Below are 21170 nucleotides of genomic sequence, written 5' to 3'. Positions count from 1 at the left end.
GACAGTTCCTTCGGTGAGGCGCTGTGGGAGCCCGATTCGTCGCCGCCCGGGGCCGACCGATAGCGTCACACTGCGTGCTCATACCGACGTACGCGCACACTACGGAGAGAGGTGGATCGTTGAGCCGCTCGGTTCTCGTCACCGGAGGAAACCGGGGCATCGGCCTCGCGATCGCCCTGGCCTTCGCCGAGGCGGGCGACAAGGTCGCCATCACCAGCCGCTCGGGTGAGGTTCCCGCGGAGCTGGCCAAGTACGACGTGCTCGCGGTGCGCTGCGACATCACCGACAACGCGCAGGTCGACGCGGCGTTCACGGAGATCGAGGCCAAGCACGGCGGGGTCGAGGTGCTGGTCGCCAACGCGGGCATCACCCACGACACCCTGCTGCTGCGGATGTCCGAAGAGGACTTCACCTCCGTCGTGGACACCAACCTGACCGGGGCGTTCCGGGTGGTCAAGCGCGCCTCCAAGCTGATGATGCGCGCGCGCAAGGGCCGGGTCGTGCTGATCTCCTCGGTGGTCGGTCTCACCGGCTCCCCGGGCCAGGCCAACTACGCCGCCTCCAAGGCCGGCCTGGTCGGCTTCGCGCGCTCGCTGGCGCGTGAGCTCGGCCCGCGCAACATCACCGTCAACGTGGTCGCCCCCGGCTTCGTCGACACCGACATGACCGCAGTGCTCAGCGACGAGCGCCGCGCGGAGATCGTCTCGGGCGTGCCGCTGGGCCGCTACGCGGCGCCCGCCGAGGTCGCCAACACCGTGCGGTTCCTCGGTTCGGACGAGGCCGCGTACATCACCGGAGCCGTCATTCCCGTAGACGGCGGATTGGGCATGGGTCACTGAGCATGAGTGGAATCCTTGAGGGCAAGCGGATCCTGATCACCGGAGTGCTGATGGAGTCCTCCATCGCCTTCCACACCGCGAAGCTCGCGCAGGAGCAGGGCGCGGAGATCATCCTCACCGCCTTCCCCCGGCCCAGCCTCACCGAGCGGATCGCCAAGAAGCTGCCGAACCCGGTCAAGGTGCTGGAGCTGGACGTCTCCAGCGAGGAGCAGCTGGCCGGCATCGCCGACCAGGTCCGCGAGCACCTGCCGACCCTGGACGGCATCGTCCACTCGATCGGCTTCGCCCCGCAGGACGCCCTGGGCGGCAACTTCCTGAACACGCCGTGGGAGTCCGTGGCGACCGCCATGCACGTCTCGGCGTTCTCGCTGAAGTCGCTCACCACGGCGCTGCTGCCGCTGATGCAGGACGGCGGCTCGGTCGTCGGTCTGACCTTCGACGCGCAGTTCGCCTGGCCGAAGTACGACTGGATGGGCCCGGCCAAGGCCGCGCTGGAGGCCACCTCCCGCTACATGGCCCGTGAGCTCGGCGACCGCGACATCCGGGTCAACCTGGTCTCGGCCGGCCCGATCGGCTCGATGGCCGCCAAGTCCATCCCGGGCTTCGCGGACCTCGCCGCCACCTGGGACACCCGCTCCCCGCTGAAGTGGGACCTCTCCGACCCGGAGCCGGCCGGCCGCGGCGTCGTCGCCCTGCTCTCGGACTGGTTCCCGAAGACCACCGGCGAGATCGTCCACGTGGACGGCGGCCTGCACGCCATCGGCGCCTGACCGCTGCCCGCACAGCACCGCGGCCCGGCACCCCTCCTGGGGGTGCCGGGCCGCGGTGCTGTGCGGGCCCCGCGCACGTCCGGTGCGCACGGCGTCGGGCGTCAGGCGTCGGGCGGGGTGCAGGCGCCGATGGCACGGCCGGCCTCGACCGAGGCGCGCTGCGGGTCGCCGGCCCGGATCGCGTCGAGGATCTTGTCGTGCCCGAGGTAGCGCTCGGCGATCAGCTCCGGGCCGACGTCGTGGCGCAGGTGGGCGCGGGTGACCTCGCCGAGGTCGGCGTAGACGGCGGCGAGGACGTCGTTGTGGGCGGCGGCGACCACGGCCTGGTGGAAGGCGGCGTCGGCCTGGATGAAGTCCTCGGCGTCGCCGGAGCGCCAGGCGTCCTCGCGGCGGGCCAGCGTGGCGTCCAGCAGGGCGAGGTCGCGCGCGGTGCGGCGGGTGGCGGCCAGGCCGGCCGCGGAGGTCTCCAGGGTCACCCGCAGCTCGGCGACCTGCGACTGGTCGGCGTCGGCGAAGCGGCGGTGCATGACCCCGGCCAGCTCGCTGGTGGCCAGGACGTAGGTGCCCGAGCCCTGGCGGATGTCCAGCAGCCCGTTGTGGGCGAGGGCGCGGACCGCCTCGCGGACGGTGTTGCGGGCGACGCCGAGCTCCTCGACCAGCGCGGCCTCGGTCGGGATGCGTGAGCCGACGGGCCACTCGCCCGAGGTGATCTGGGCGCGCAGTTGCGCGATCACCTGGTCGGACAGCGGGGTGCGCCTCGGAGAGGACAGCGCCACGGGGACTCCTTGCGGCTTCGGGTCGGCGGTGGGGGCGTCGGCCGGCGGGTGGGTCGGCTTGGGGCGGGTCGGGACATCATGCCAAGTCGAGGATGCGCTAATTCATCCCATCATTCTATGATGGCTCCCATGCCTTCCGCAGCAGACACCACCACCACCCCACGGACCGGGGCCGGACCGCAGACCGAGCGGCCCGCCACCGGCGCATCCGCCTCCACCCGCCGGGGCACGTACCTCGGCTGGTTGTTCGCCGTCGCGATCGCCGCCGCCGCCTTCAACCTCCGGCCCGTGGTCACCAGCCTCGGGCCGCTGCTCGACCAGGTCCGCACCGACCTCGGGATGAACCCGACGCTGGCCGGCCTGCTGACCGCCGTCCCCTCGCTCTGTTTCGCGCTGTTCGGCTTCGCCGCGCCCGGCATGGCCCGGCGGTTCGGGCCGATCGCGGTGGTCGCGGCCGGCATGGGAGCGATCACGGCCGGCGTGCTGGCCCGCTCGTTCGCCGGCGGCACGGCGGTGTTCCTGCTGCTCACCGCCCTCGCGCTGGCCGGGGTGGCGGTCTCCAACGTGCTGATCCCGGTGGTGATCAAGCGCTACTTCCCGGAGAAGGTCGGTCCGATGATCGGCCTGTACTCCATGTCGCTGTCGGCCGGCACCGCGCTCGCCGCCGCCGTCACCGTGCCGCTGACCAGCGCGCTCGGCGGGGACTGGCGGGTCGGCCTGGGCGTCTGGGCGGCCCTCGGCGCGGTCGCGCTGCTGCTCTGGCTGCCGGTCGCGGTGACCAGGCGCGAGCGCGGCGGGAAGACCGGCGGGGCGGTCGCCAAGCTGCCGATCACCCGTAGCCGCACCGCCTGGGCGATGGCCTGCTTCTTCGGCCTCCAGGCGACCGGTGCCTACGTGGTGATGGGCTGGCTGCCGAAGATCTTCCAGGACGCCGGGGTCTCCGAGGGCACCTCCGGGGTGCTGCTGGCCCTGACCATGGTGATCGGCGTCCCGGTCTCCTTCGTGCTGCCCAACCTCGCCGCGCGCCGCGGCGACCAGCGGCTCTTCGTCGTGGTGCTGGCCTCCTGCGGCATCGCCGGGTACGCCGGGCTGGCGTTGGCGCCGGCCGGCGTGCCGTGGGTCTGGGCGACCCTGGTCGGCCTCTCCAACTGCGCCTTCCCGCTGGTGCTCACCATGATCGGCCTGCGGGCCCGGACGGCCGGCGGGGTGGCCCAGCTCTCCGCGTTCGCCCAGGGCGTCGGCTACCTCATCTCCATCCCCGGCCCGATCCTGATCGGCCGGCTGTACCAGGCCACCGGTGAGTGGTACCTGCCGCTGGGCTTCCTCGCCGTGCTGCTGGTGCCCCAGATGCTGTTCGGCCTGCGGGCCGCGCGGGCCCGGCACATCGAGGACGAGGCGGTCCTCCCGGCCGCCGTCGGCGCCGCGGCGTAGCGGGGCCGCTGACGGGCGGGCGCGACCGGGGTGGGAGAATCCGGTCATGCCCGTACTCGACCCGAACCCCACCGACGGCCACAAGAAGCTCGGCCAGATCGCCGCACTGATCGTCGGCATCGTGGTGCTGCTGGCGATCGTCGCCACGGTGGCCCAGAACCTCGGCTGATCCGCCGCGCGGCCCCGCCGGGGCCGCTCCGGCCGGTCAGCGACGCTCGGCCGGTCAGCGACGCTCGGCCGGTCCGCGCCCGCGGACCGGCCGCGGTACCGCACGCCGACCGCCGGTGAACGGCGCACGATGACACCCGGCACCCCGGAGAGCGGCGGCAACCGGCGGCATCGCGCCCCCGGGCCGCTTTTCTGCCAAGCTTGCTGGGTATGAGCGCCGACACGCCCCGCAGGATCATCGTTCTCCGCCATGCCAAGGCCGACTGGCCCAACGGCGTCGACGACCACGAGCGGCCGCTGGCCGACCGGGGCCGCCACCAGGCCCCGGAAGCCGGCCGCTGGCTCGCCGACTCCGGCATCAACCCCGACTACGTGCTCTGCTCCACGGCCCTGCGCACCCGTGAGACCTGGAAGCTCGCCGCACACGAACTGCCGAAGCGCGCCCGCAGGACGGTGTACGAGGACCGGATCTACGAGGCCAGCCCCGGGGAGATCATCGCCGTCCTCCAGGAGACCCCCGAGGACCACCCCGACGTGGTGCTGGTGGGCCACAACCCGGGCGTGCTCGGGCTGACCCAGGTGCTGGCCGGTGACGAGGGCGACCGGGAGGCGCTGGAGCGGCTGCGGCTCGGAGGCTTCCCGACCGCGGCCGTCGCGGTGCTCAGCTTCGACGGCTCCTGGAAGGGCGTCGAGCCGGGCGTGGCCGCGCTGGTCTCGTACTTCACGCCGCAGGACTGAGCCGAACGGCCCCCGCGCCGCCCGGTCCGGGCGCGGTGGCCGAAGAGGGGCACGAGGACCGGTCCTCGTGCCCCTCGGGTGCGTCCGGCCGCGGCTACTCGGTCGGCGTGCCGTCCAGCGCGTCGGCCGCCTCGACCTCCTCGCGGGTGATGCCCAGCAGATACAGCACGGTGTCCAGGAAGGGCACGTTCACCGCGGTGTCGGCGGCCTCCCGGACCACCGGCTTGGCGTTGAACGCCACGCCAAGCCCGGCCGCGTTCAGCATGTCCAGGTCGTTGGCGCCGTCGCCGATCGCGACGGTCTGCTCCAGCGGCACCTTCGCCTGCTCGGCGAAGCGGGCCAGCCAGCGGGCCTTGCCGGCCCGGTCCACGATCTCGCCGACCACCCGGCCGGTGAACCTGCCGTCCACCACCTCCAGGGTGTTGGCCGCAGCGAAGTCCAGGCCCAGCTGCTCCACCAGGTGGTCGGTGACCTGGGTGAAGCCGCCGGAGACCACCGCGACCTGGAAGCCCAGCCGCTGCAGCGTGCGGATCAGGGTCCGCGCGCCCGGGGTGAACCTGACCTCGGCGCGGACCTTCTCGGTCACCCCGGCGTCCAGGCCGGCCAGCAGCGCGACCCGGGCGTGCAGCGACTCGGCGAAGTCCAGCTCGCCGCGCATCGCCGCGGCCGTCACCGCGGCGACCTCCGCCTCGCAGCCCGCGTGGGCGGCGAAGAGCTCGATCACCTCGTCCTGGATCAGCGTGGAGTCGACGTCCATCACCACCAGGCGCTTGGCCCGGCGTTCCAGGCCCGCCGCGACCACCGCGATGTCCACCCGCTGCTGGGCCGCCTCCTGGGCCAGCGCGGCGCGCAGCGTGTCCGTGGCGACACCGGAGACGGCCAGCTCGACCGCGGTCACCGGGTACTTGGCCAGCCGGAAGACGCGGTCGATGTTGCCGCCCGAGTCGGTGATCCGGGAGGTGAGCGCCGACACCGCGGTGGCGGTCAGCGGGTGGCCGAGCACGGTGACGTGCGAACGGCCCTCGCGGCGCGGCCGGTTGTCGCCGATGCCGGAGATGATCTCGGCCTGGAGCTTCTGCTCCTCGGCCCAGCGGTGCACGGTGGACCGCAGCTCGCCCTCGGCACCGGGCGCGGTCGGCGGGGTGACCAGGGCGCACAGCGTTATCCGGCCGCGGGTGACGACCTGCTCGATGTCGATGACGTCGACGCCGAACCCGGACAGGGTGGCGAAGAGACCGGCGGTGATGCCGGGGCGGTCCTTGCCGAACACCTTGACGAGCAGGGTGCGCTCGTCCTCGGTCCGGGGCTGCGGGGCGGGGAACGGCTCGGCGGCCAAGGGCGATGCGTTCATGGTGGCTCCCACGCTACCCGCCGGCCGGCGGCGCCACGGCACCCGTCCGCGTCGTGGACGGGGGTGTGGAGCGGGTGTGAACGGTGTGCGCACCACCCGGGTGACCGGAGGGTGGCGCGCGGGCGACGCCCCGGGGGCGGTGGCGGGGGCGTCCGCGAATCGTTGCCGCCTGGTCACAGTCACCGGGGGTGACTTTCACCAACGGGCGGCGGGCTGGAATGATTCCCCCCGTCGGATTCAGGACATCGCACCCCCAACCGGGGGCAAAATCGGGGGACCGAGAGAGCGGGGCAGGCGAGCAGTGCCGCAACTCGTCATTGATATCAACGGACAGCAGCGGACTCTGGAGCCGGGGCGGTCGTACACCATCGGGCGCAACCCGCAGTCGGACTTCCCGTTCGACGACGCCAGGGTCTCCTGGCAGCACGCCACCATCTCGTTCAACGGGGCCGGTTGGCAGCTCGACGACCACGGGAGCACCAACGGCACGTACACCGCCGGCGCCCGGACCCAGCAGGCCCCGCTCTTCCCCGGCGCGGTGGTCAACCTCGGCAACGCCGAGAACGGCCCCCGGCTGAGCTTCTCCGCGCCCGCCCAGGCCGCCGCGCCCGCCCCCGCCTGGCACGAGGCCGCCACCAGCCGCAGCCACGTCCCGCCCGCCCACCAGCAGGCGCCCGTCCAGCAGCCGTGGGCCCAGCAGCAGCCGCCGGCGCAGCAGCAGGCCTACCAGCCGCCGGCGCAGCAGCAGGCCTACCAGCCGCCGGTCCAGCAGCAGTGGGGCGGCGGGCAGCCGCCGGCCTTCCCGCAGCAGCAGGGCTTCCCCCAGCAGGCGCCCCAGCACGGCGGCTTCCCGCAGCAGCAGGCGCCGCAGCACGAGGCCGGCGGCCCGCAGCCGACGATGATCCGCAACCTGACCGCGGGGATGAACACCGTCCGGATCGGTCGCGCGCTCGACAACGACATCGTCGTCTCCGACCTCCAGGTGTCCCGCCACCACGCCGAGCTGCGCCAGCTGCCGGACGGCCGGTACGAGATCGTCGACCTGGGCAGCCACAACGGCATCTTCCTCAACGGCCGGCCCGTCCAGCGCCAGCTGATGGGGCCGCAGGACCGCCTGACGGTCGGTCACTCCAGCTTCGTCCTGGTCGGCGACCAGCTGCAGGAGTTCGTCGACACCGGCGCGGTCTCCTTCTCCGCCCGCCACCTGACCGTCGAGGTCGACTTCAAGGGCGGCAAGAAGGTCCTGCTCAACGACGTCAGCTTCGGCGTCCCGGAGAAGTCGCTGGTCGCCGTCATCGGCCCGTCCGGCTCCGGCAAGTCGACCCTGCTGCGCGCCCTCACCGGCTACCGCCCGGCCGACCGCGGCGACGTCCTCTACGACGGCCGCAACCTCTACAAGCAGTTCGCCGAACTGCGCTCGCGGATCGGCCTGGTGCCGCAGTCGGAGATCCTGCACAAGGAGCTGACCGTCCGCACCGGCCTCAAGTACGCGGCCCGGCTCCGGTTCCCCGGTGACACCGAGGCGCGCGAGCGCGAGGCGCGGATCGACGAGGTGCTCTACGAGCTGCGCCTGGACAAGCGCGCCGACAACCGGATCACCGCGCTCTCCGGCGGCCAGCAGAAGCGCGTCTCGGTCGCCCTTGAGCTGCTCACCAAGCCCTCGCTGATCTTCCTGGACGAGCCCACCTCCGGCCTCGACCCGGGCATGGACCGCGAGGTCATGCAGATGCTGCGCGGCCTCGCCGACGACGGCCGCACCATCCTGGTCGTGACCCACTCGGTGGCCGAACTCGCCCTCTGCGACCGGCTCCTGGTGATGGCTCCGGGCGGCTCGGTGGCCTACTTCGGGCCGCCGGACGAGGCGCTGCACTTCTTCGGGTACGAGACCTGGGCCGACGTCTTCCAGGCCTTCGAGAACTACCCGGACCACGACTGGGCCGGCCGCTACCGGGGGTCGGTGCACTACCAGCAGTACTCCGCCGACGTGGACGCCGGGGCCGTGCAGTCCGCCCAGATCGTCCAGGAGGCCGTCCGCCCGCCGAAGCCGCAGAGCTGGGGCTCGCAGCTGTGGACGCTGATCCGCCGCTACGCCTCGGTGCTCGCCTCCGACCGCGGGTTCCTGGCGCTGTCGATCCTGCTCCCGGCGGTGCTCGGCGCGGTCAGCGTGCTGATCCCGAACGATCCCGGGCTGGCGCCGAACCCGAAGTCGCAGCTCGGGATCAACAGCGGCGCCGCGACGATCATGCTGATCCTGGCGATCGGCGCCTGCTTCTCCGGAGCCGCCAACTCGGTCCGAGAGCTGATCAAGGAACGGGCGATCTACGAACGGGAACGGGCCACCGGCCTCTCCCGGTCGGCGTACATGATGTCCAAGATCATCGTGCTGGGCTTCTTCAGCGTGGTCCAGGGCGCGATCATCTCGGCCGTCGGCTACCTGCCGCGCAAGCTGCCCGAGCACGGTCTGATCATCAAGGACCTGCCGATCATCGAGATGAGCGTCGGCCTGATCCTGCTGAGCTTCGCCTCGATGATGTTCGGCCTGATGATCTCCGCCCTGGTGAAGACCGCCGAGAAGACCATGCCGCTGCTGGTCATGTTCGCGATCATCCAGGTCGTCTTCACCGGCTGCCTCTTCCAGATCTTCAGCAAGCCGGGCCTGGAGCAGTTCGCGTGGCTGATGCCGGCCCGCTGGGGCGTCGGCATGGTCGCCACCACGCTCGACCTGTCCAAGCTGCTCGGGCCCTGGAACAAGGACTTCAAGAACCCCGAGTACGACGCGATCTGGGGCCACAACGTCGGCCAGCTGGTGCTGGACGGCGGCATCCTGATCGTGATGTCGATCGTCATCGGCGTCATCGTGACGCGCCTCCAGCGCCGCCACGAGCCCGAGGTCATGCAGAAGGGCTGACCCGCCCGCACCGCACCGCTCACCCAGGGGCGGCCCCACCCGGCGACGGGCGCGGCCGCCCCTCGGCGTACCGGCGCCCCTCCGCTTACCGGCCCCCTCGCCGCAGGGTCTCGGGCCCTAGGTCTGTGGACCTGCTCCCCGCGCGCCCGTGGACCGACGCGGAGGCCGCCCCGGCGGCGGTAGTTTGGCCGTATGCCCACCGCGCCCAGTGACCGCCGGCCCCCGGCCGGCCTGCTGCCCGTCGACCGGATCCCGGTCGGCCCGCCGGCCGCCGGCCCGCTGCCCGCCTGCGAGCCCTGCCTGGCCGGGATCGAGGCCATCAGCCAGGCCCTGCTCGCGATGAGCCGCCACCTGGAGGTCCGCGAGGTGCTGCGGCGGATCACCGCCTCCGCCCGCGGCCTGCTCGGCGCCGAGTACGCCGCCCTCGGCGTGCCCGACGACCACGGCGGCTTCGCCCAGTTCGTCGTCGACGGCGTCACCGACGAGCAGTGGCGGGCCATCGGCCCGCTGCCCCGCCAGCACGGCGTCCTCGCCGAGATGCTGCACGAGACCGGCCCCATCCGGCTCGCCGACGTGCGCGAGGCCCCCGCCTTCGGCGGCTGGCCCGCCGCCCACCCCGAGATGGACGCCTTCCTCGGGATGCCCGTCCTCGACACCGACGCCGCCGAGGACGAGCCGCACGTGATGGGCGTGATCTTCCTCGCCAACAAGCGCGGTGGCGGCGGCTTCACCGACCACGACGAGGAACTGCTGCGGATCCTCGCCGCGCACGCCGCCCTCGCGCTCTCCAACGCCCGCCTCTACGAGCGCAGCCGCGAGCTGACCCTGGCCGGCGAGCGCGCCCGGATCGCCCACGACCTGCACGACGCCGTCTCGCAGAAGCTCTTCTCGCTGCGCCTCACCGCCAAGGCCGCCGCCAAGCTCGTCGACCGCGACCCGGCCCGGGCCCGCGCCGAACTCGCCGAGGTCGCCAAACTCGCCGCCGAGGCCGCCGACGAGCTGCGCGCCGTCGTGGTCGAGCTGCGCCCCGCCGCCCTGGAGGAGGACGGCCTCAGCGCCACCCTCGCCTCGCAGGTACAGGTCCTCGACCGCGCCCACAGCGCCGACGTCGCCTTCGCCGCCGAGGGCGTCCGCGCCCTGCCGCCGGCCCAGGAGGCGGCCCTGCTGCGGATCGCGCAGGAGGCCCTGCACAACGCGCTGCGCCACTCCGACGCCCGCAGCGTCACCGTCACCCTGACCGGCACGCCCGCGCGCGGCGCCGTCCTGCGGGTGCGCGACGACGGCCGGGGCTTCGACCCCGAGTCGGTCCGCCGGGCCGGCCGCCACCTCGGCCTGGCCTCGATGCGCGACCGCGCCGCCGCCGTCGGCGGCACGCTCACCCTGGACTCGGCCCCCGGGAAGGGGACGGTCGTCGAGATGGAGGTCCCCGGTGCCTGACACCACGCCAGCGATCCGCGTCCTGCTGGTCGACGACCACCAGGTGGTCCGCCGCGGTCTGCGCACCTTCCTGGAGGTCCAGGACGACATCGAGGTGGTCGGCGAGGCCGCCGACGGCGCCGAAGGCGTCGACCGGGCCCGGGAGCTCGACCCCGACGTCGTCCTGATGGACCTCAAGATGCCCGGCGTCGACGGCATCGAGGCGCTGCGCACGCTCAAGGGCGAGGGCAGCCGGGCCCGGATCCTGATCGTCACCAGCTTCACCGAGCACCGCACCATGGTCCCCGCGCTGCGGGCCGGCGCCGCCGGGTACGTGTACAAGGACGTCGACCCGGAGGCGCTGGCCGGGGCGATCCGCTCGGTCCACGCCGGCCACGTGCTGCTCCAGCCCGAGCTCGCGGAGGCGCTGCTCGCCGACGACGGCCCCCGCCAGCCGCAGGGCCGCGGCGCCACCCTCACCGAGCGCGAGCGCGAGGTGCTCGGCCACATCGCCGACGGGCGCTCCAACCGGGAGATCGCGCGGAGCCTGCACCTGTCGGAGAAGACGGTGAAGACGCACGTCTCCAACATCCTGATGAAGCTGGACCTCGCCGACCGCACCCAGGCCGCGCTCTGGGCCGTCCGGCACGGCGAGGCCCGCGAGGCGTAGCGGCCGGCGCGGCCGGGACAGGGGCGGAAATCAGCCCTTCTCGTCGACCAGCGCGTTGTACGCCGCCACCTGGGCCCGCCTGGCGGTCCGCCGCAGGGGGTCCAGCACCGCCTGGCGGGAGGCCATCTCCGAGGCGCTGACCGCCGCGCCGTGCCCACCCGAGGCGATCGCCAGCAGCGCCGTCACCTGCCGGGCCGACTCCAGCACCCGGACGGCACGCGGCGGGTACCCCGGGGCGAGCAGCTCGACGTGCCCCCGCCGCCGGTACGCCTCCAGCGCCCGCAGCGCCTCCGGTCCGGCCCCGGCCACGTCCAGCCGGGCCAGCATCGCCGTCGCCTCCCGCAGCCCGTCCGCCAGCTCGCGCTCCGCCTCGTGCAGCGACGGCACGTCGGCCGGGGGCGCGTCGTTCACCTCCGAGCAGCGCCAGAGCACCATCGCCGAGCGGTCCCCGACCGGCCCGAACACCTCGATCTCCGGCACCAGCCCGAGCGGCGCCCCGACCGCCAGCACGGCCTCGCCCGCGCCCAGCGCCCGGGCGTTGAACGGCGCCGGACCGGTCAGCCCGAGCGGGTGGCCGGCGGACGGCAGGGCCAGCCGAAGCCCCCGCACCCCCAGCACCCTCAGCCGCCCCAGCGCCCAGGTGAGCCCGTGCCGCTCGCCCGGCTCGTCGCCCGGCAGTCCGGTCACCCGGTGGCTCTCGTCACTGCCCAGCACCGCCGAGGCGGCGTCGTCGGGCGGTACCAGACCGGCCAACAGGGCGTTGCCCCAAGCGGCCAGCCGCCCCGAACGGGGCTCTTCGTACGGATTGTCGGCAGGAGTCGCGAGCATCCGGCCAGCCTACGGAATCGGCGGTCATCCGCGTGGCGTAGGTTTGCCCATGCGCGTGCGGCGCACCCACTCCGTGCCCACCGGCCGCCGGAGTAGGCTGCCCGCCCGCACCGACGGCCGAATTTCTGTTTTGGGGAAGGCATAGGCATGAGCGACGTGCTGGAGCTGGTGGACGTATCCGTGGTCCGGGAGGAGCGCGCGCTGGTCGACCAGGTCTCGTGGTCCATCTCCGAGGGCGAGCGCTGGGTCATCCTCGGCCCCAACGGCGCCGGGAAGACGACCCTGCTGCAGATCGCCTCCACGTACCTCTTCCCGACCACCGGCAAGGTGTCCGTCCTCGGCGAGAAGCTCGGCGAGGTCGACGTCTTCGAGCTGCGCTCCCGGATCGGCCTGGCCGGCGCCGCCATGTTCGACAAGCTGCCCGCCGGCCAGAGCGTGCTGCAGACCGTGCTCACCGCCGCCTACGGCATGACGGTCAGCTGGCAGGAGAAGTACGAGCAGGCGGACGAGTCCCGCGCGCTCGCCCTGCTGGACCGCCTCGGCATGGCCGGGCTGACCGAGCGCAAGTTCGGCACCCTCTCCGAGGGCGAGAAGAAGCGCACCCTGATCGCCCGCGCCCTGATGACCGACCCCGAGCTGCTGCTGCTGGACGAGCCCGCCGCCGGACTGGACCTCGGCGGCCGCGAGGACCTGGTGCGCCGCCTCGGCGCGCTCGCCCAGGACGAGTTCGCCCCGGCCATGGCCATGGTCACCCACCACGTGGAGGAGATCGCGCCGGGCTTCACCCACGTGCTGATGATCCGCCAGGGCAAGGTGCTCACCGCCGGTCCGATCGACACCGAGCTGACGGCGCGCAACCTCTCCAGGTGCTTCGGCCTGCCGCTGACCCTGGAGCGCCACGGCGACCGCTGGTCCGCGCAGGGCCTGCCGCTCGGCTGAGGCCCGCGCCGGGCCGTGCGCCGGCCTCCCGCGGGCCCCGGCCGGAGCCCGGGGAATCCGGCTGAACTCCACTGAACTGGAGCCGGTCGCACGTGCGACCGGTTTCCGCCCCTCCACCTGCGGGAACTGTCCGCCTCGAAGGCCCTTCGCTCCCTAGGATGGACACGTGGACAGCTGGATCTGGTGGCTCCTGGCCGCCGTCGGCCTCGGCATACCCCTGGTCGTCACCGCGATGCCGGAGTTCGCGATGTTCGCGGTCGGCGCGCTCGCCGCGGCCGGTGTCGCGGGGCTCGGCGCCGGGGCGGTGGTCCAGGTCCTGACCTTCGTCGTGGTCTCGGTCGCCCTGCTGGTCGTGGTCCGCCCGATCGCGTACCGGCAGCTCAGGAAGGGCCCGCAGATCAAGATGGGCATCGAGGCGCTTCCGGGCGCCACCGCGATCGTCGCGGAAAGAGTCGACGGGGAGGGCGGGCGGATCAAGCTCAAGGGCGAGATCTGGTCGGCCCGCGCGCTCAACCCCGGCAGCGTGTACGAGCCGGGGCAGCAGGTCGACGTCGTCGAAATCCAGGGCGCGACCGCCCTGGTCGTCTAGGGGAGAGTCCGTGGAACCCGTCCTTATCGTCCTGGTCGTCCTGGTCGTGGTGGCATTCATCGCGCTGATCAAGACGATTCAGGTCATCCCGCAGGCCAGCGCCGCGATCGTGGAGCGCTTCGGCCGCTACACCCGGACGCTCAACGCGGGACTGAACATCGTCGTCCCGTTCATCGACCGGGTCCGCAACCGCATCGACCTGCGCGAGCAGGTCGTGCCCTTCCCGCCGCAGCCGGTGATCACCCAGGACAACCTGGTGGTCAACATCGACACGGTGATCTACTACCAGGTCACCGACGCCCGGGCCGCCACCTACGAGGTCGCCAGCTACATCCAGGCGATCGAGCAGCTGACCGTCACCACGCTGCGCAACATCATCGGCTCGATGGACCTGGAGTCGACGCTGACCTCCCGCGAGGTGATCAACGCCGGTCTGCGCGGCGTCCTGGACGAGGCCACCGGCAAGTGGGGCATCCGCGTCAACCGCGTCGAGCTGAAGGCGATCGAGCCGCCGACCTCCATCCAGGACTCGATGGAGAAGCAGATGCGCGCCGACCGTGACAAGCGCGCCGCGATCCTCACCGCCGAGGGCGCCCGGCAGGCCCAGATCCTGCGGGCCGAGGGTGAGAAGCAGGCCGAGGTGCTCAAGGCCGAGGGTGAGGCGCAGGCCGCGGTGCTGCGCGCCGACGGTGAGGCCGCCGCGATCCGCACCGTCTTCGAGGCGATCCACGACGGCGACGCCGACCAGAAGCTGCTCGCCTACCAGTACCTGCAGACCCTGCCCGAGCTCGCCAAGGGCGACTCCAACAAGCTGTGGATCATTCCCAGCGAGGTCGGCGACGCGCTCAAGGGCCTCGGCGGCGCCTTCACCGGCCTGGCCGGCAACGGCGGCATCAACGGCGGTGCGGCCGCCGCCCCCAGCGCCCCGGCCCCGGCCGCGACCCAGGTCCCGCTCGACCCGGCGGCCGGTCCGCGCCCGCTGGACACCGACACCAAGGGCGCCGCCCGCCCCCGGGTGGACCCGGCCCGCGAGTACCGGAAGATCGACCCGGAGTGAGCTGAGCCCGTCCCACGCGGCGCCGAGGGCCCGCCACCCGTCTCGCACGGGTGGCGGGCCCTCGGCCTGCTCCGCCTCCGCCCGGCAGTCGTGGTGCGCCCGCCCGGTCTCCGTCGTGCGCCCGTCGTGCGCCCGTCGGCTCCGGTGAACGGGCGTGTGGTGTACGTCCCGAATCGTGGGCGGACCCTGGTAGCGGCACCCCGCCGTCCGGCATGATCGCCTCGGACAGGTCCGAGACGAGAGGTGGCCCATGACGCTCTGGGAGGCGATCGCCGTCCTGGTGGCGGGTGTCGGCGCGGGGATGATCAATGTGATCGTCGGCTCCGGGACCCTGATCACCTTCCCGGTGCTGCTCGCCGTCGGCATCCCGCCGGTCACCGCCAACGTCTCCAACGCCTTCGGTCTGGTGCCCGGCTCGCTCAGCGGTGTGATCGGCTACCGGCGGGAACTGGCCGACCAGGGCCGCCGGCTGGTCCGCCTCGGCATCGCCGCCCTCCTCGGCGGCCTGGTCGGCGCCGTGCTGCTGATCGAGCTGCCGAGCAGCGCCTTCGACACCATCGTGCCGGTGCTGATCCTGCTGGCCCTCGTCCTGGTGGTGATCCAGCCCCGGGTGGCCAAGGCGGTCGCCGCCCGGCGCCGGCCCGGGGGCGACCCCGACGGCGGCCTGGCGCTGCTCGCCGGCGTCTTCCTGACCGGCATCTACGGCGGCTACTTCGGTGCCGCGCAGGGCGTCCTGCTGCTGGCCCTGATGGGCATGCTGCTCCAGGAGGACCTGCAGCGGATCAACGGGGTGAAGAACGCGCTGGCGATGATCGTCAACGGCGTCGCCGCGGTGTTCTTCCTCTTCACCTCGACCATCAACTGGGCCGCCGCCGGGCTGATCGCCGTCGGCTCGCTCTGCGGTGGCCTGCTCGGTGCCAAGGTCGGGCGCAAGCTGCCGCCGCCGGCGCTGCGCGGGGTGATCGTGGTGGTCGGCCTGGTGGCCGTCACCAAGCTGCTCGTCAGCTGACGGTCCGCCGGTCGCCGCGGTGCTTCTCGACCTGTCCGAGCTGTCCGAGCTGTCCGACTCGTTCGACGTGTTCCCGGAATTCGATGTGGATGAAGCCATGGCCCTGGAGATGCGCGACACCTGCGAACGTTGCGCGGTGTCGCTGACGGCGGACGGCCCGGCGTCCCTATGCTCCTACGAGTGCACCTTCTGTCCGGACTGTGCCGAGGCCATGGCCGCCACCTGCCCCAACTGCGGCGGCGAACTGGTGCCCCGTCCGCGCCGGAGGGCCTGACCCTTCACCAGTCACCCCCGACACCCGGGAGCGGTTCGATGAGCAGTAGAGCGCGTCTGACGGAGGACGAGATCACGGCCGCCCTGGCCGACCTGCCGGAGTGGAGCCGGGACGGCGACAGCATCGTCCGCACCGCCGACGCGGCGGACTTCCCGGCGGCGATCCGGGTGGTCGTCGCGGTCGCGGAGCAGGCGGAGGCGCTGGACCACCACCCGGACATCGACATCCGCTGGCGGACGCTGCACTTCGCGCTCTCCACCCACAGCGCGGGTGGCCTCACCTCGCTGGACGTCACCCTGGCCGGCCGCATCGACGCCGCCCTGCGGGCCGAGTCCGCCTGACGCCTCCCGGGCCTGTCCCGCACCTGCCCGCACCCGTGCCGCACCGGCCTCGTGGTGCCTCAGGGGGCCTCCTTCCGGCCCCGTCGAGGCCGGAAGGAGGCGCTCCGGGCGGCGTGAGATGCTGACTGCCGCATCGCCGGCGGTCGGGAGGGACGGAACGGATGGCGCAGGATCCCCTCGGAGACGCCGCACAGCAGCCGTGGTACCCGCAGCAGGACTGGCAGACGGCGTACCCGGACCAGCAGCAGTGGCAGGGCGGCCACGGGTACGACGGCGGTACCGGCCACCCGGCCGACGGCCACCTGCCGCACGGCCACGGGCAGGGCGGCTACCCGCAGACCGCGTACCCGCAGGCGGTGTACCCGCAGACCGGCTACCCGGAGGCCGGCTATCCGCAGACGGGCTATCCGCAGGCCGGATACGCGGAGTACCCCCGGACCGGGTACGGCCAGGGCGGGCAGCACCAGCCGTCCTACCCGTACGGCGACTACGGGCAGCAGCAGTACGCCCCGTACGCCGTCCCGCAGCAGCCGACCGGTGAGGAGCTGTACGCCCCGCCGGGTGCCGCGTACTCCACCGACGGCTATGTGCGGCCCGAGCCTGAACCCGAGCCCGAGCCTGAGCCGGTCGGCGAGCCCGGGCCGGCTGACGAGCCCGAGCCCGCCCCGGCCGCCGTCGTCGCGTCGAAGCCCGCCGGTGGTGCCCCCCGGTCGACCGGGCGGCGGCGTGGCGCCGCAGTGGACGTGCGCGCGGAGGCGGACGCGCGGGGGGCCGGGAAGCGGTCCGCCGGCTTCGGGGCCAAGGCCCGGGCCGCCGCCGATGCGGTGGTCTCCGCCGACCACGCCCCCGGCCGGCGGGCCCTGATGGTCCGGACCGGCGCCGGGGTGGCGGCGCTCGGCGTCCTGGTGGCGGCGGCGGTGATGGTCGGTGCGCAGGGCGGCGGCACGGCCGCCGCCGGGGGAGAACCGGGCTTCACCGTCGCCCACGCCAAGGCCTGGTCGGCCCAGCCCGCCGCCGCACTCCAGCCGGGCACCGACGACACGCTGGTCGGCAGCTGGCTGCTGGCCGACGCGGTGGTGCGGGCCGATGCCACCGGCGTCCACGCCTACGACCTGACGGCCGGCAGGCCGACCTGGTCGGTTCAGCCCCCGGTGGCCGGGGCCGCTCCCTGCGGGCTCTCGGCGGGCGTCAACCAGGCCGGTCTGGGCGCCGTGCTGTTCCGGAGCCAGCCGGACCCGAAGAGCCCGTGCACGGTGGTGGCCGCCGTCGACAGCAGGACCGGTCGGACGGCGTGGAGCAAGCCGCTCTCCGATGCGACGGGCGGCTACACCGCGCGGGTCGGCGTCACCGAGGACAAGGTGATCGCGGTCGGCGACGACCACGTGGTCGCCTGGGAGTCGGCCGACGGCACGGACGTCTGGCAGTACACCGGGCAGGGCAAGTTCTGCACCCTCTCCGGTGGAGTCACCGGCAAGACCGTCATGGTGGCGAGCTCCTGCGCCGACTCCACCCCCGTCGACCAGGCCGTCTCGCTGAACACCGCCGACGGCAAGGTGAGCTGGTGGCGTGGCCTCAACAACCGGCCGAAGACGGTCACGGTGCTCTCCGCCGAGCCCTCCGTGGTGCTGACCACGGGGGCCAGGCCGGAGGACGACAAGGTGTTCGCCTGGGGCCCGGCCGGCGACCCGGCCGCCGAGATACCGGTCGCCGTCGGCGAGGGCAGGCTGGACGCCGCCCACGGTACGTTTTCGGCCACCCCCGGTGTCTTCTTCCAGGACCGGACGATGGTCACCACGCTGGCGCCGGCGAACGGCGGCGGTGCGATCTCCGTCGTCGGGTACGACCTGGACAGCGGCAAGCAGCGCTGGAAGGCGGCCGCCGCCGAGAAGGGCGTCGCCCGGGCCGTCGGTGTGGACGGCGGCGCGCTGGTGCTCGCCGCCGACGAACGCCTCGAACAGCCCGCCCACCTCAGCCGCTTCGCGCTCGCCGGCGGCCAGGAGACGGTCGGCGGCAACTTCCCGCAGGGCACCGGCTCGCTGCTGGTCTCCGGCCGCGTCCTGATCGGCGGTGGCCGGGTCGTCGCGGTGCCCGAGCACTCGGCCAACTTCGGGATAGCGGCCGGGTACCAGGCCAAGGGCTGAGCCCCGGCCGTCCGGGGCCCAGCCCTTCGCGGCCGGGGCCCAGCCCTTCGCGGCCGGGGCGGCTACGCGGCGGAGGCGGCCACCGGGGCAGGCAGCCAGTCCGCCAGGTCCCGGAGGTCCGAGCCGCGCAGGCCGAGCGCCATCATCAGGGTGGCCTGCGGGGTCGGGACGAACGGCTTGCGCAGCAGCTTCATCCCCGCCTGCTCCGGCGTCCGGTCGGCCTTGAGCTGGTTGTCCTCGGCGCAGGCGGCCACCGTGTTCAGCCAGCTGTCGGCCCCGCCGCGGGAGCGGGGCTGCAAGTGGTCCACGGTGGTGGCCCGGCGCCCGCAGTAGGCGCACAGGTGCTGGTCCCGGACGAGGACACCGCGGCGGGACCACGGAGCCTGTTGTCGGAACGGCACCCGCACGTAGCGTTGCAGTCTGATCACCCGGGGCACCGGGACGGAGACGCCCGTACCGCGGATGCTCCGCAGCGGATGGGCCTGCTCGACCACGGCCTTGTCCTGGAGCACCAGGACCACGGCGCGCTGGAGCGACACCGTCGTCAGGGGCTCGTAGCTCGCGTTCAGAACCAGCGTGTTGCGCACCTCGGCACACCCTTTCCCCGGGCGTGCCACGGCGGCACGACCGTCTCCACACACGTCACTGCCGCCGCACGGCGGTGGGACCACTCTGAAGGGGCCCCGGGCCGACGAACAACGGAATTTCCGGTGGAGGTGAGGGGTGAGGCAGGGGAGCGGGAGCGTTCCGCCGGGAGTCCGCGCGGCCCGCGGGAGCGCTGCGGGCAGCCGCCCGGTCGGACGCCTCGGCGAAAACCCGATGGCCGGGACCGCGTAGGCTCTACCACGCTGGAGCCGTTCCGTACCGGGGCCCGACCGAACCGGGTCCGTGCCGGGCGGACGCCCGATCCAAGGAGAAGCGTGACCGTGACGGACATCGTCGACGAGCTGCGGTGGCGTGGGCTGATCGCCCTGTCCACCGACGAGGACGCACTGCGCAAGGCGTTCGCGGACGGCCCGGTCACGTTCTATTGCGGCTTCGACCCGACGGCCCCCAGCCTGCACCTCGGGAACCTGGTGCAGATCCTGACCATGCGCCGCATCCAGCAGGCGGGAAACCTCCCGCTGGGCCTGGTCGGCGGCGCCACCGGCCTGATCGGCGACCCCAAGCCGACCGCCGAGCGCGTCCTGAACGACCCCGAGACCGTGGCCGGCTGGGTCGACCGCCTGCGTGGCCAGATCTCGCGCTTCCTCGACTTCGAGGGCCCGTACGCGGCGCGCATGGTCAACAACCTGGACTGGACCTCCGGGATGTCGGCCATCGGCCTGCTGCGCGACGTGGGCAAGTACTTCCGCGTCAACAACATGATCGCCAAGGAGGCCGTCTCGCGGCGGCTCAACTCCGACGCGGGCATCAGCTACACCGAGTTCAGCTACCAGATCCTCCAGGGCATGGACTACCTGGAGCTGAACCGCCGCTACGGCTGCACGCTGCAGACCGGTGGCAGCGACCAGTGGGGCAACCTGACCGCCGGCACGGACCTCATCCGCAAGGCCGAGGCCAAGTCCGTGCACGCGCTGGCCACTCCGCTGATCGTCAAGGCGGACGGCACGAAGTTCGGGAAGACGGAGTCGGGCACGGTCTGGCTCGACCCCGAGCTCACCACCCCGTACGCCTTCTACCAGTTCTGGCTGAACGCGGACGACCGGGACGTCTCCACCTTCCTGCGGATCTTCAGCTTCCGCTCGAAGGAGGAGATCGAGGAGCTGGAGCGCGAGACCACCGAGCGCCCCGCCGCCCGTCTCGCCCAGCGCGCACTCGCCGAGGAACTGACCACCCTGGTGCACGGCGCCGAGCAGTACGACCGCGCGGTCGCCGCCTCCAAGGCGCTCTTCGGCCAGGGTGACCTCGCCGACCTGGAGGCGCCGACCCTGGCCGCCGCGCTGGCCGAGGTGCCGAGGGCCGAGGTGGCCGAACTCCAGCCGGTGGTCGACCTGTTGGTCGCCGTCGGCCTGGCGCCGAGCCGCTCGGCCGCCCGCCGGACGATCAAGGAGGGCGGCGCGTACCTCAACAACGTCAAGGTGACGGACGAGGAGGCGGTGCCGGCCGAGGCCGACCTGCTGCACGGCCGCTGGCTCGTCCTGCGGCGTGGCAAGCGCAACCTGGCCGCCATCGAGTTGGTTGCGGCCGGCTGAAAAAGCACCACCGCTGACCTGCGGTTTTGAGCATGGAGGGTCGGATCTGGACAGATCCGGCCCTCCGGTGTTTGACGTTCTCCTCCGACTGGCCTAGTGTTGGACGAGTCGCTGAACCGGGTTGACACACGGCGGGCCGAGAGGCAGCCGGGGGTCGGCCGAGCGGCCATCGCAATCGGCAAGTCCAACTCTCACTCGTAGCCCATTAACTTGGGTCCCTCGGCGTTCTCGTCGAACGGTGGGAGCGGGGAATTTCGGGCCAGTCTCGGAATAAGCTAATGTGGAGGTCGCCGCAGAAAAGCGGACCTTCCCAGCAAGGGTCGGATGAATGAAACTCCGGAAAAACGGAGCGGAAAACATCTGGTAAGCTGGAAACACGAAAGAACGAAGCGCCCGGAGGGCCCGCTGGAAGGCGGTCCGAAGGAAGTGTCCGTTCCTTGAGAACTCAACAGCGTGCCAAAAGTCAACGCCAGATATGTTGACATCCCCGGCCTTGATCCTTGTGATCGGGGTTGGAGATTCCTTTATGAAGTAAACACTAGCGAGGACGCAGTGCGCGGGGCCGCCCTATTCCGGTGGTTGCCGTGCCGCTCGACGCGAGTGCAGCCCGCGCTCTTCACTGAGCACAGTCGGGAAGACATTCACGGAGAGTTTGATCCTGGCTCAGGACGAACGCTGGCGGCGTGCTTAACACATGCAAGTCGAACGGTGAAGCCCTTCGGGGTGGATC

The 21170-nt window shown here is 72.7% G+C and carries 20 protein-coding genes and 1 rRNA gene; 17 read left to right on the top strand and 4 right to left on the bottom strand.

From position 1 onward, the window contains the following. The first annotated feature begins 119 nt into the window (after positions 1-119). Both fabG and fabI read left to right on the top strand, forming a co-directional pair. Positions 120-839, top strand: a complete 720-nt coding sequence (gene fabG / locus ACZ34W_RS06585) for a 3-oxoacyl-[acyl-carrier-protein] reductase (RefSeq protein ID WP_329490138.1) — start codon at positions 120-122, stop codon at positions 837-839. A gap of 2 nt (positions 840-841) precedes the next feature. Then, a complete protein-coding gene (gene fabI, locus ACZ34W_RS06580; protein ID WP_465602205.1) occupies positions 842-1609 on the top strand; it encodes an enoyl-ACP reductase FabI in 768 nt (255 codons plus the stop codon). Between the two features lie 101 nt (positions 1610-1710). Here fabI and ACZ34W_RS06575 read toward each other — a convergent pair whose 3' ends face one another. Continuing rightward, on the bottom strand, positions 1711-2385 hold the full coding sequence (locus ACZ34W_RS06575; protein ID WP_329490140.1) for a FadR/GntR family transcriptional regulator: 675 nt from the start codon (positions 2383-2385) through the stop codon (positions 1711-1713). Between the two features lie 129 nt (positions 2386-2514). Between ACZ34W_RS06575 and ACZ34W_RS06570 the strand changes: the two genes are divergently transcribed. The 3 genes from ACZ34W_RS06570 to ACZ34W_RS06560 all read left to right on the top strand — a co-directional run bounded on the left by ACZ34W_RS06570 (position 2515) and on the right by ACZ34W_RS06560 (position 4722). Next, complete coding sequence (locus ACZ34W_RS06570; protein ID WP_465602203.1) at positions 2515-3816, top strand: CynX/NimT family MFS transporter; 1302 nt, start codon at positions 2515-2517, stop codon at positions 3814-3816. 46 nt (positions 3817-3862) lie between these two features. Further along, positions 3863-3985, top strand: a complete 123-nt coding sequence (locus ACZ34W_RS06565; protein ID WP_329490142.1) for an SGM_5486 family transporter-associated protein — start codon at positions 3863-3865, stop codon at positions 3983-3985. Positions 3986-4194: 209 nt separating this feature from the next. After that, positions 4195-4722, top strand: coding sequence for a SixA phosphatase family protein (locus tag ACZ34W_RS06560; RefSeq protein ID WP_352297539.1), 528 nt, complete (start codon positions 4195-4197; stop codon positions 4720-4722). A 94-nt stretch (positions 4723-4816) separates the two neighbouring features. On the opposite strand, the gene serB is transcribed toward ACZ34W_RS06560, so the two are convergent. Then, entirely contained in the window at positions 4817-6073 is a 1257-nt protein-coding gene (serB, locus tag ACZ34W_RS06555) for a phosphoserine phosphatase SerB (RefSeq protein WP_329490144.1), read from the bottom strand. Between the two features lie 301 nt (positions 6074-6374). Between serB and ACZ34W_RS06550 the strand changes: the two genes are divergently transcribed. From ACZ34W_RS06550 to ACZ34W_RS06540, 3 genes are all read left to right on the top strand, one after another. Further along, positions 6375-8981, top strand: coding sequence for an FHA domain-containing protein (locus ACZ34W_RS06550; RefSeq protein ID WP_465602200.1), 2607 nt, complete (start codon positions 6375-6377; stop codon positions 8979-8981). Between the two features lie 339 nt (positions 8982-9320). Continuing rightward, complete coding sequence (locus ACZ34W_RS06545) at positions 9321-10418, top strand: GAF domain-containing sensor histidine kinase (protein WP_352297545.1); 1098 nt, start codon at positions 9321-9323, stop codon at positions 10416-10418. Further along, entirely contained in the window at positions 10411-11067 is a 657-nt protein-coding gene (locus ACZ34W_RS06540; protein WP_329490146.1) for a response regulator transcription factor, read from the top strand. Before ACZ34W_RS06545 ends, ACZ34W_RS06540 begins: the two co-directional genes overlap by 8 nt. Positions 11068-11097: 30 nt before the next feature. Here the strand turns inward: ACZ34W_RS06540 and ACZ34W_RS06535 are convergent, their stop codons facing one another. Further along, positions 11098-11895 carry a hypothetical protein gene (locus tag ACZ34W_RS06535; RefSeq protein WP_329490147.1) on the bottom strand — a complete coding sequence of 266 codons (798 nt, stop codon included), beginning with the start codon at positions 11893-11895 and terminating at the stop codon, positions 11098-11100. Between the two features lie 147 nt (positions 11896-12042). Here ACZ34W_RS06535 and ACZ34W_RS06530 point away from each other — a divergent pair, with 147 nt between their 5' ends. From ACZ34W_RS06530 to ACZ34W_RS06500, 7 genes are all read left to right on the top strand, one after another. Then, complete coding sequence (locus tag ACZ34W_RS06530; RefSeq protein WP_329490148.1) at positions 12043-12834, top strand: ABC transporter ATP-binding protein; 792 nt, start codon at positions 12043-12045, stop codon at positions 12832-12834. A 166-nt stretch (positions 12835-13000) separates the two neighbouring features. Continuing rightward, the gene (locus tag ACZ34W_RS06525) at positions 13001-13423 is read left to right on the top strand and encodes an NfeD family protein (protein WP_329490149.1); all 423 of its coding nucleotides are present in this window, start codon (positions 13001-13003) and stop codon (positions 13421-13423) included. Positions 13424-13433: 10 nt separating this feature from the next. Next, positions 13434-14480: an SPFH domain-containing protein gene (locus ACZ34W_RS06520; protein ID WP_329490150.1), complete on the top strand. Its 1047-nt coding sequence runs from the start codon at positions 13434-13436 to the stop codon at positions 14478-14480. 250 nt (positions 14481-14730) lie between these two features. After that, positions 14731-15489, top strand: a complete 759-nt coding sequence (locus tag ACZ34W_RS06515; protein WP_329490151.1) for a sulfite exporter TauE/SafE family protein — start codon at positions 14731-14733, stop codon at positions 15487-15489. Between the two features lie 97 nt (positions 15490-15586). Then, the gene (locus ACZ34W_RS06510; RefSeq protein WP_329492298.1) at positions 15587-15763 is read left to right on the top strand and encodes a DUF1272 domain-containing protein; all 177 of its coding nucleotides are present in this window, start codon (positions 15587-15589) and stop codon (positions 15761-15763) included. A gap of 38 nt (positions 15764-15801) precedes the next feature. After that, positions 15802-16104 (top strand): 4a-hydroxytetrahydrobiopterin dehydratase, encoded by a 303-nt coding sequence (locus tag ACZ34W_RS06505; RefSeq protein ID WP_329490152.1) that lies wholly within the window; start codon positions 15802-15804, stop codon positions 16102-16104. A 161-nt stretch (positions 16105-16265) separates the two neighbouring features. Continuing rightward, a complete protein-coding gene (locus ACZ34W_RS06500; protein WP_465602196.1) occupies positions 16266-18245 on the top strand; it encodes an outer membrane protein assembly factor BamB family protein in 1980 nt (659 codons plus the stop codon). Positions 18246-18307: 62 nt separating this feature from the next. Here ACZ34W_RS06500 and ACZ34W_RS06495 read toward each other — a convergent pair whose 3' ends face one another. Continuing rightward, positions 18308-18832 carry an HNH endonuclease gene (locus ACZ34W_RS06495; protein ID WP_329490154.1) on the bottom strand — a complete coding sequence of 175 codons (525 nt, stop codon included), beginning with the start codon at positions 18830-18832 and terminating at the stop codon, positions 18308-18310. Positions 18833-19171: 339 nt separating this feature from the next. On the opposite strand from ACZ34W_RS06495, the gene tyrS reads away from it, so the two are divergent. Continuing rightward, the gene (gene tyrS, locus ACZ34W_RS06490; RefSeq protein WP_329492299.1) at positions 19172-20440 is read left to right on the top strand and encodes a tyrosine--tRNA ligase; all 1269 of its coding nucleotides are present in this window, start codon (positions 19172-19174) and stop codon (positions 20438-20440) included. 640 nt (positions 20441-21080) lie between these two features. Continuing rightward, positions 21081-21170 (top strand): 16S ribosomal RNA (locus ACZ34W_RS06485); the annotation flags it as partial.

This window comes from Kitasatospora sp. NPDC022856 (genome assembly GCF_055561235.1).
Note: the sequence above shows the minus strand (reverse complement) of the source record. Positions and strands in the feature narration are given on the sequence as shown.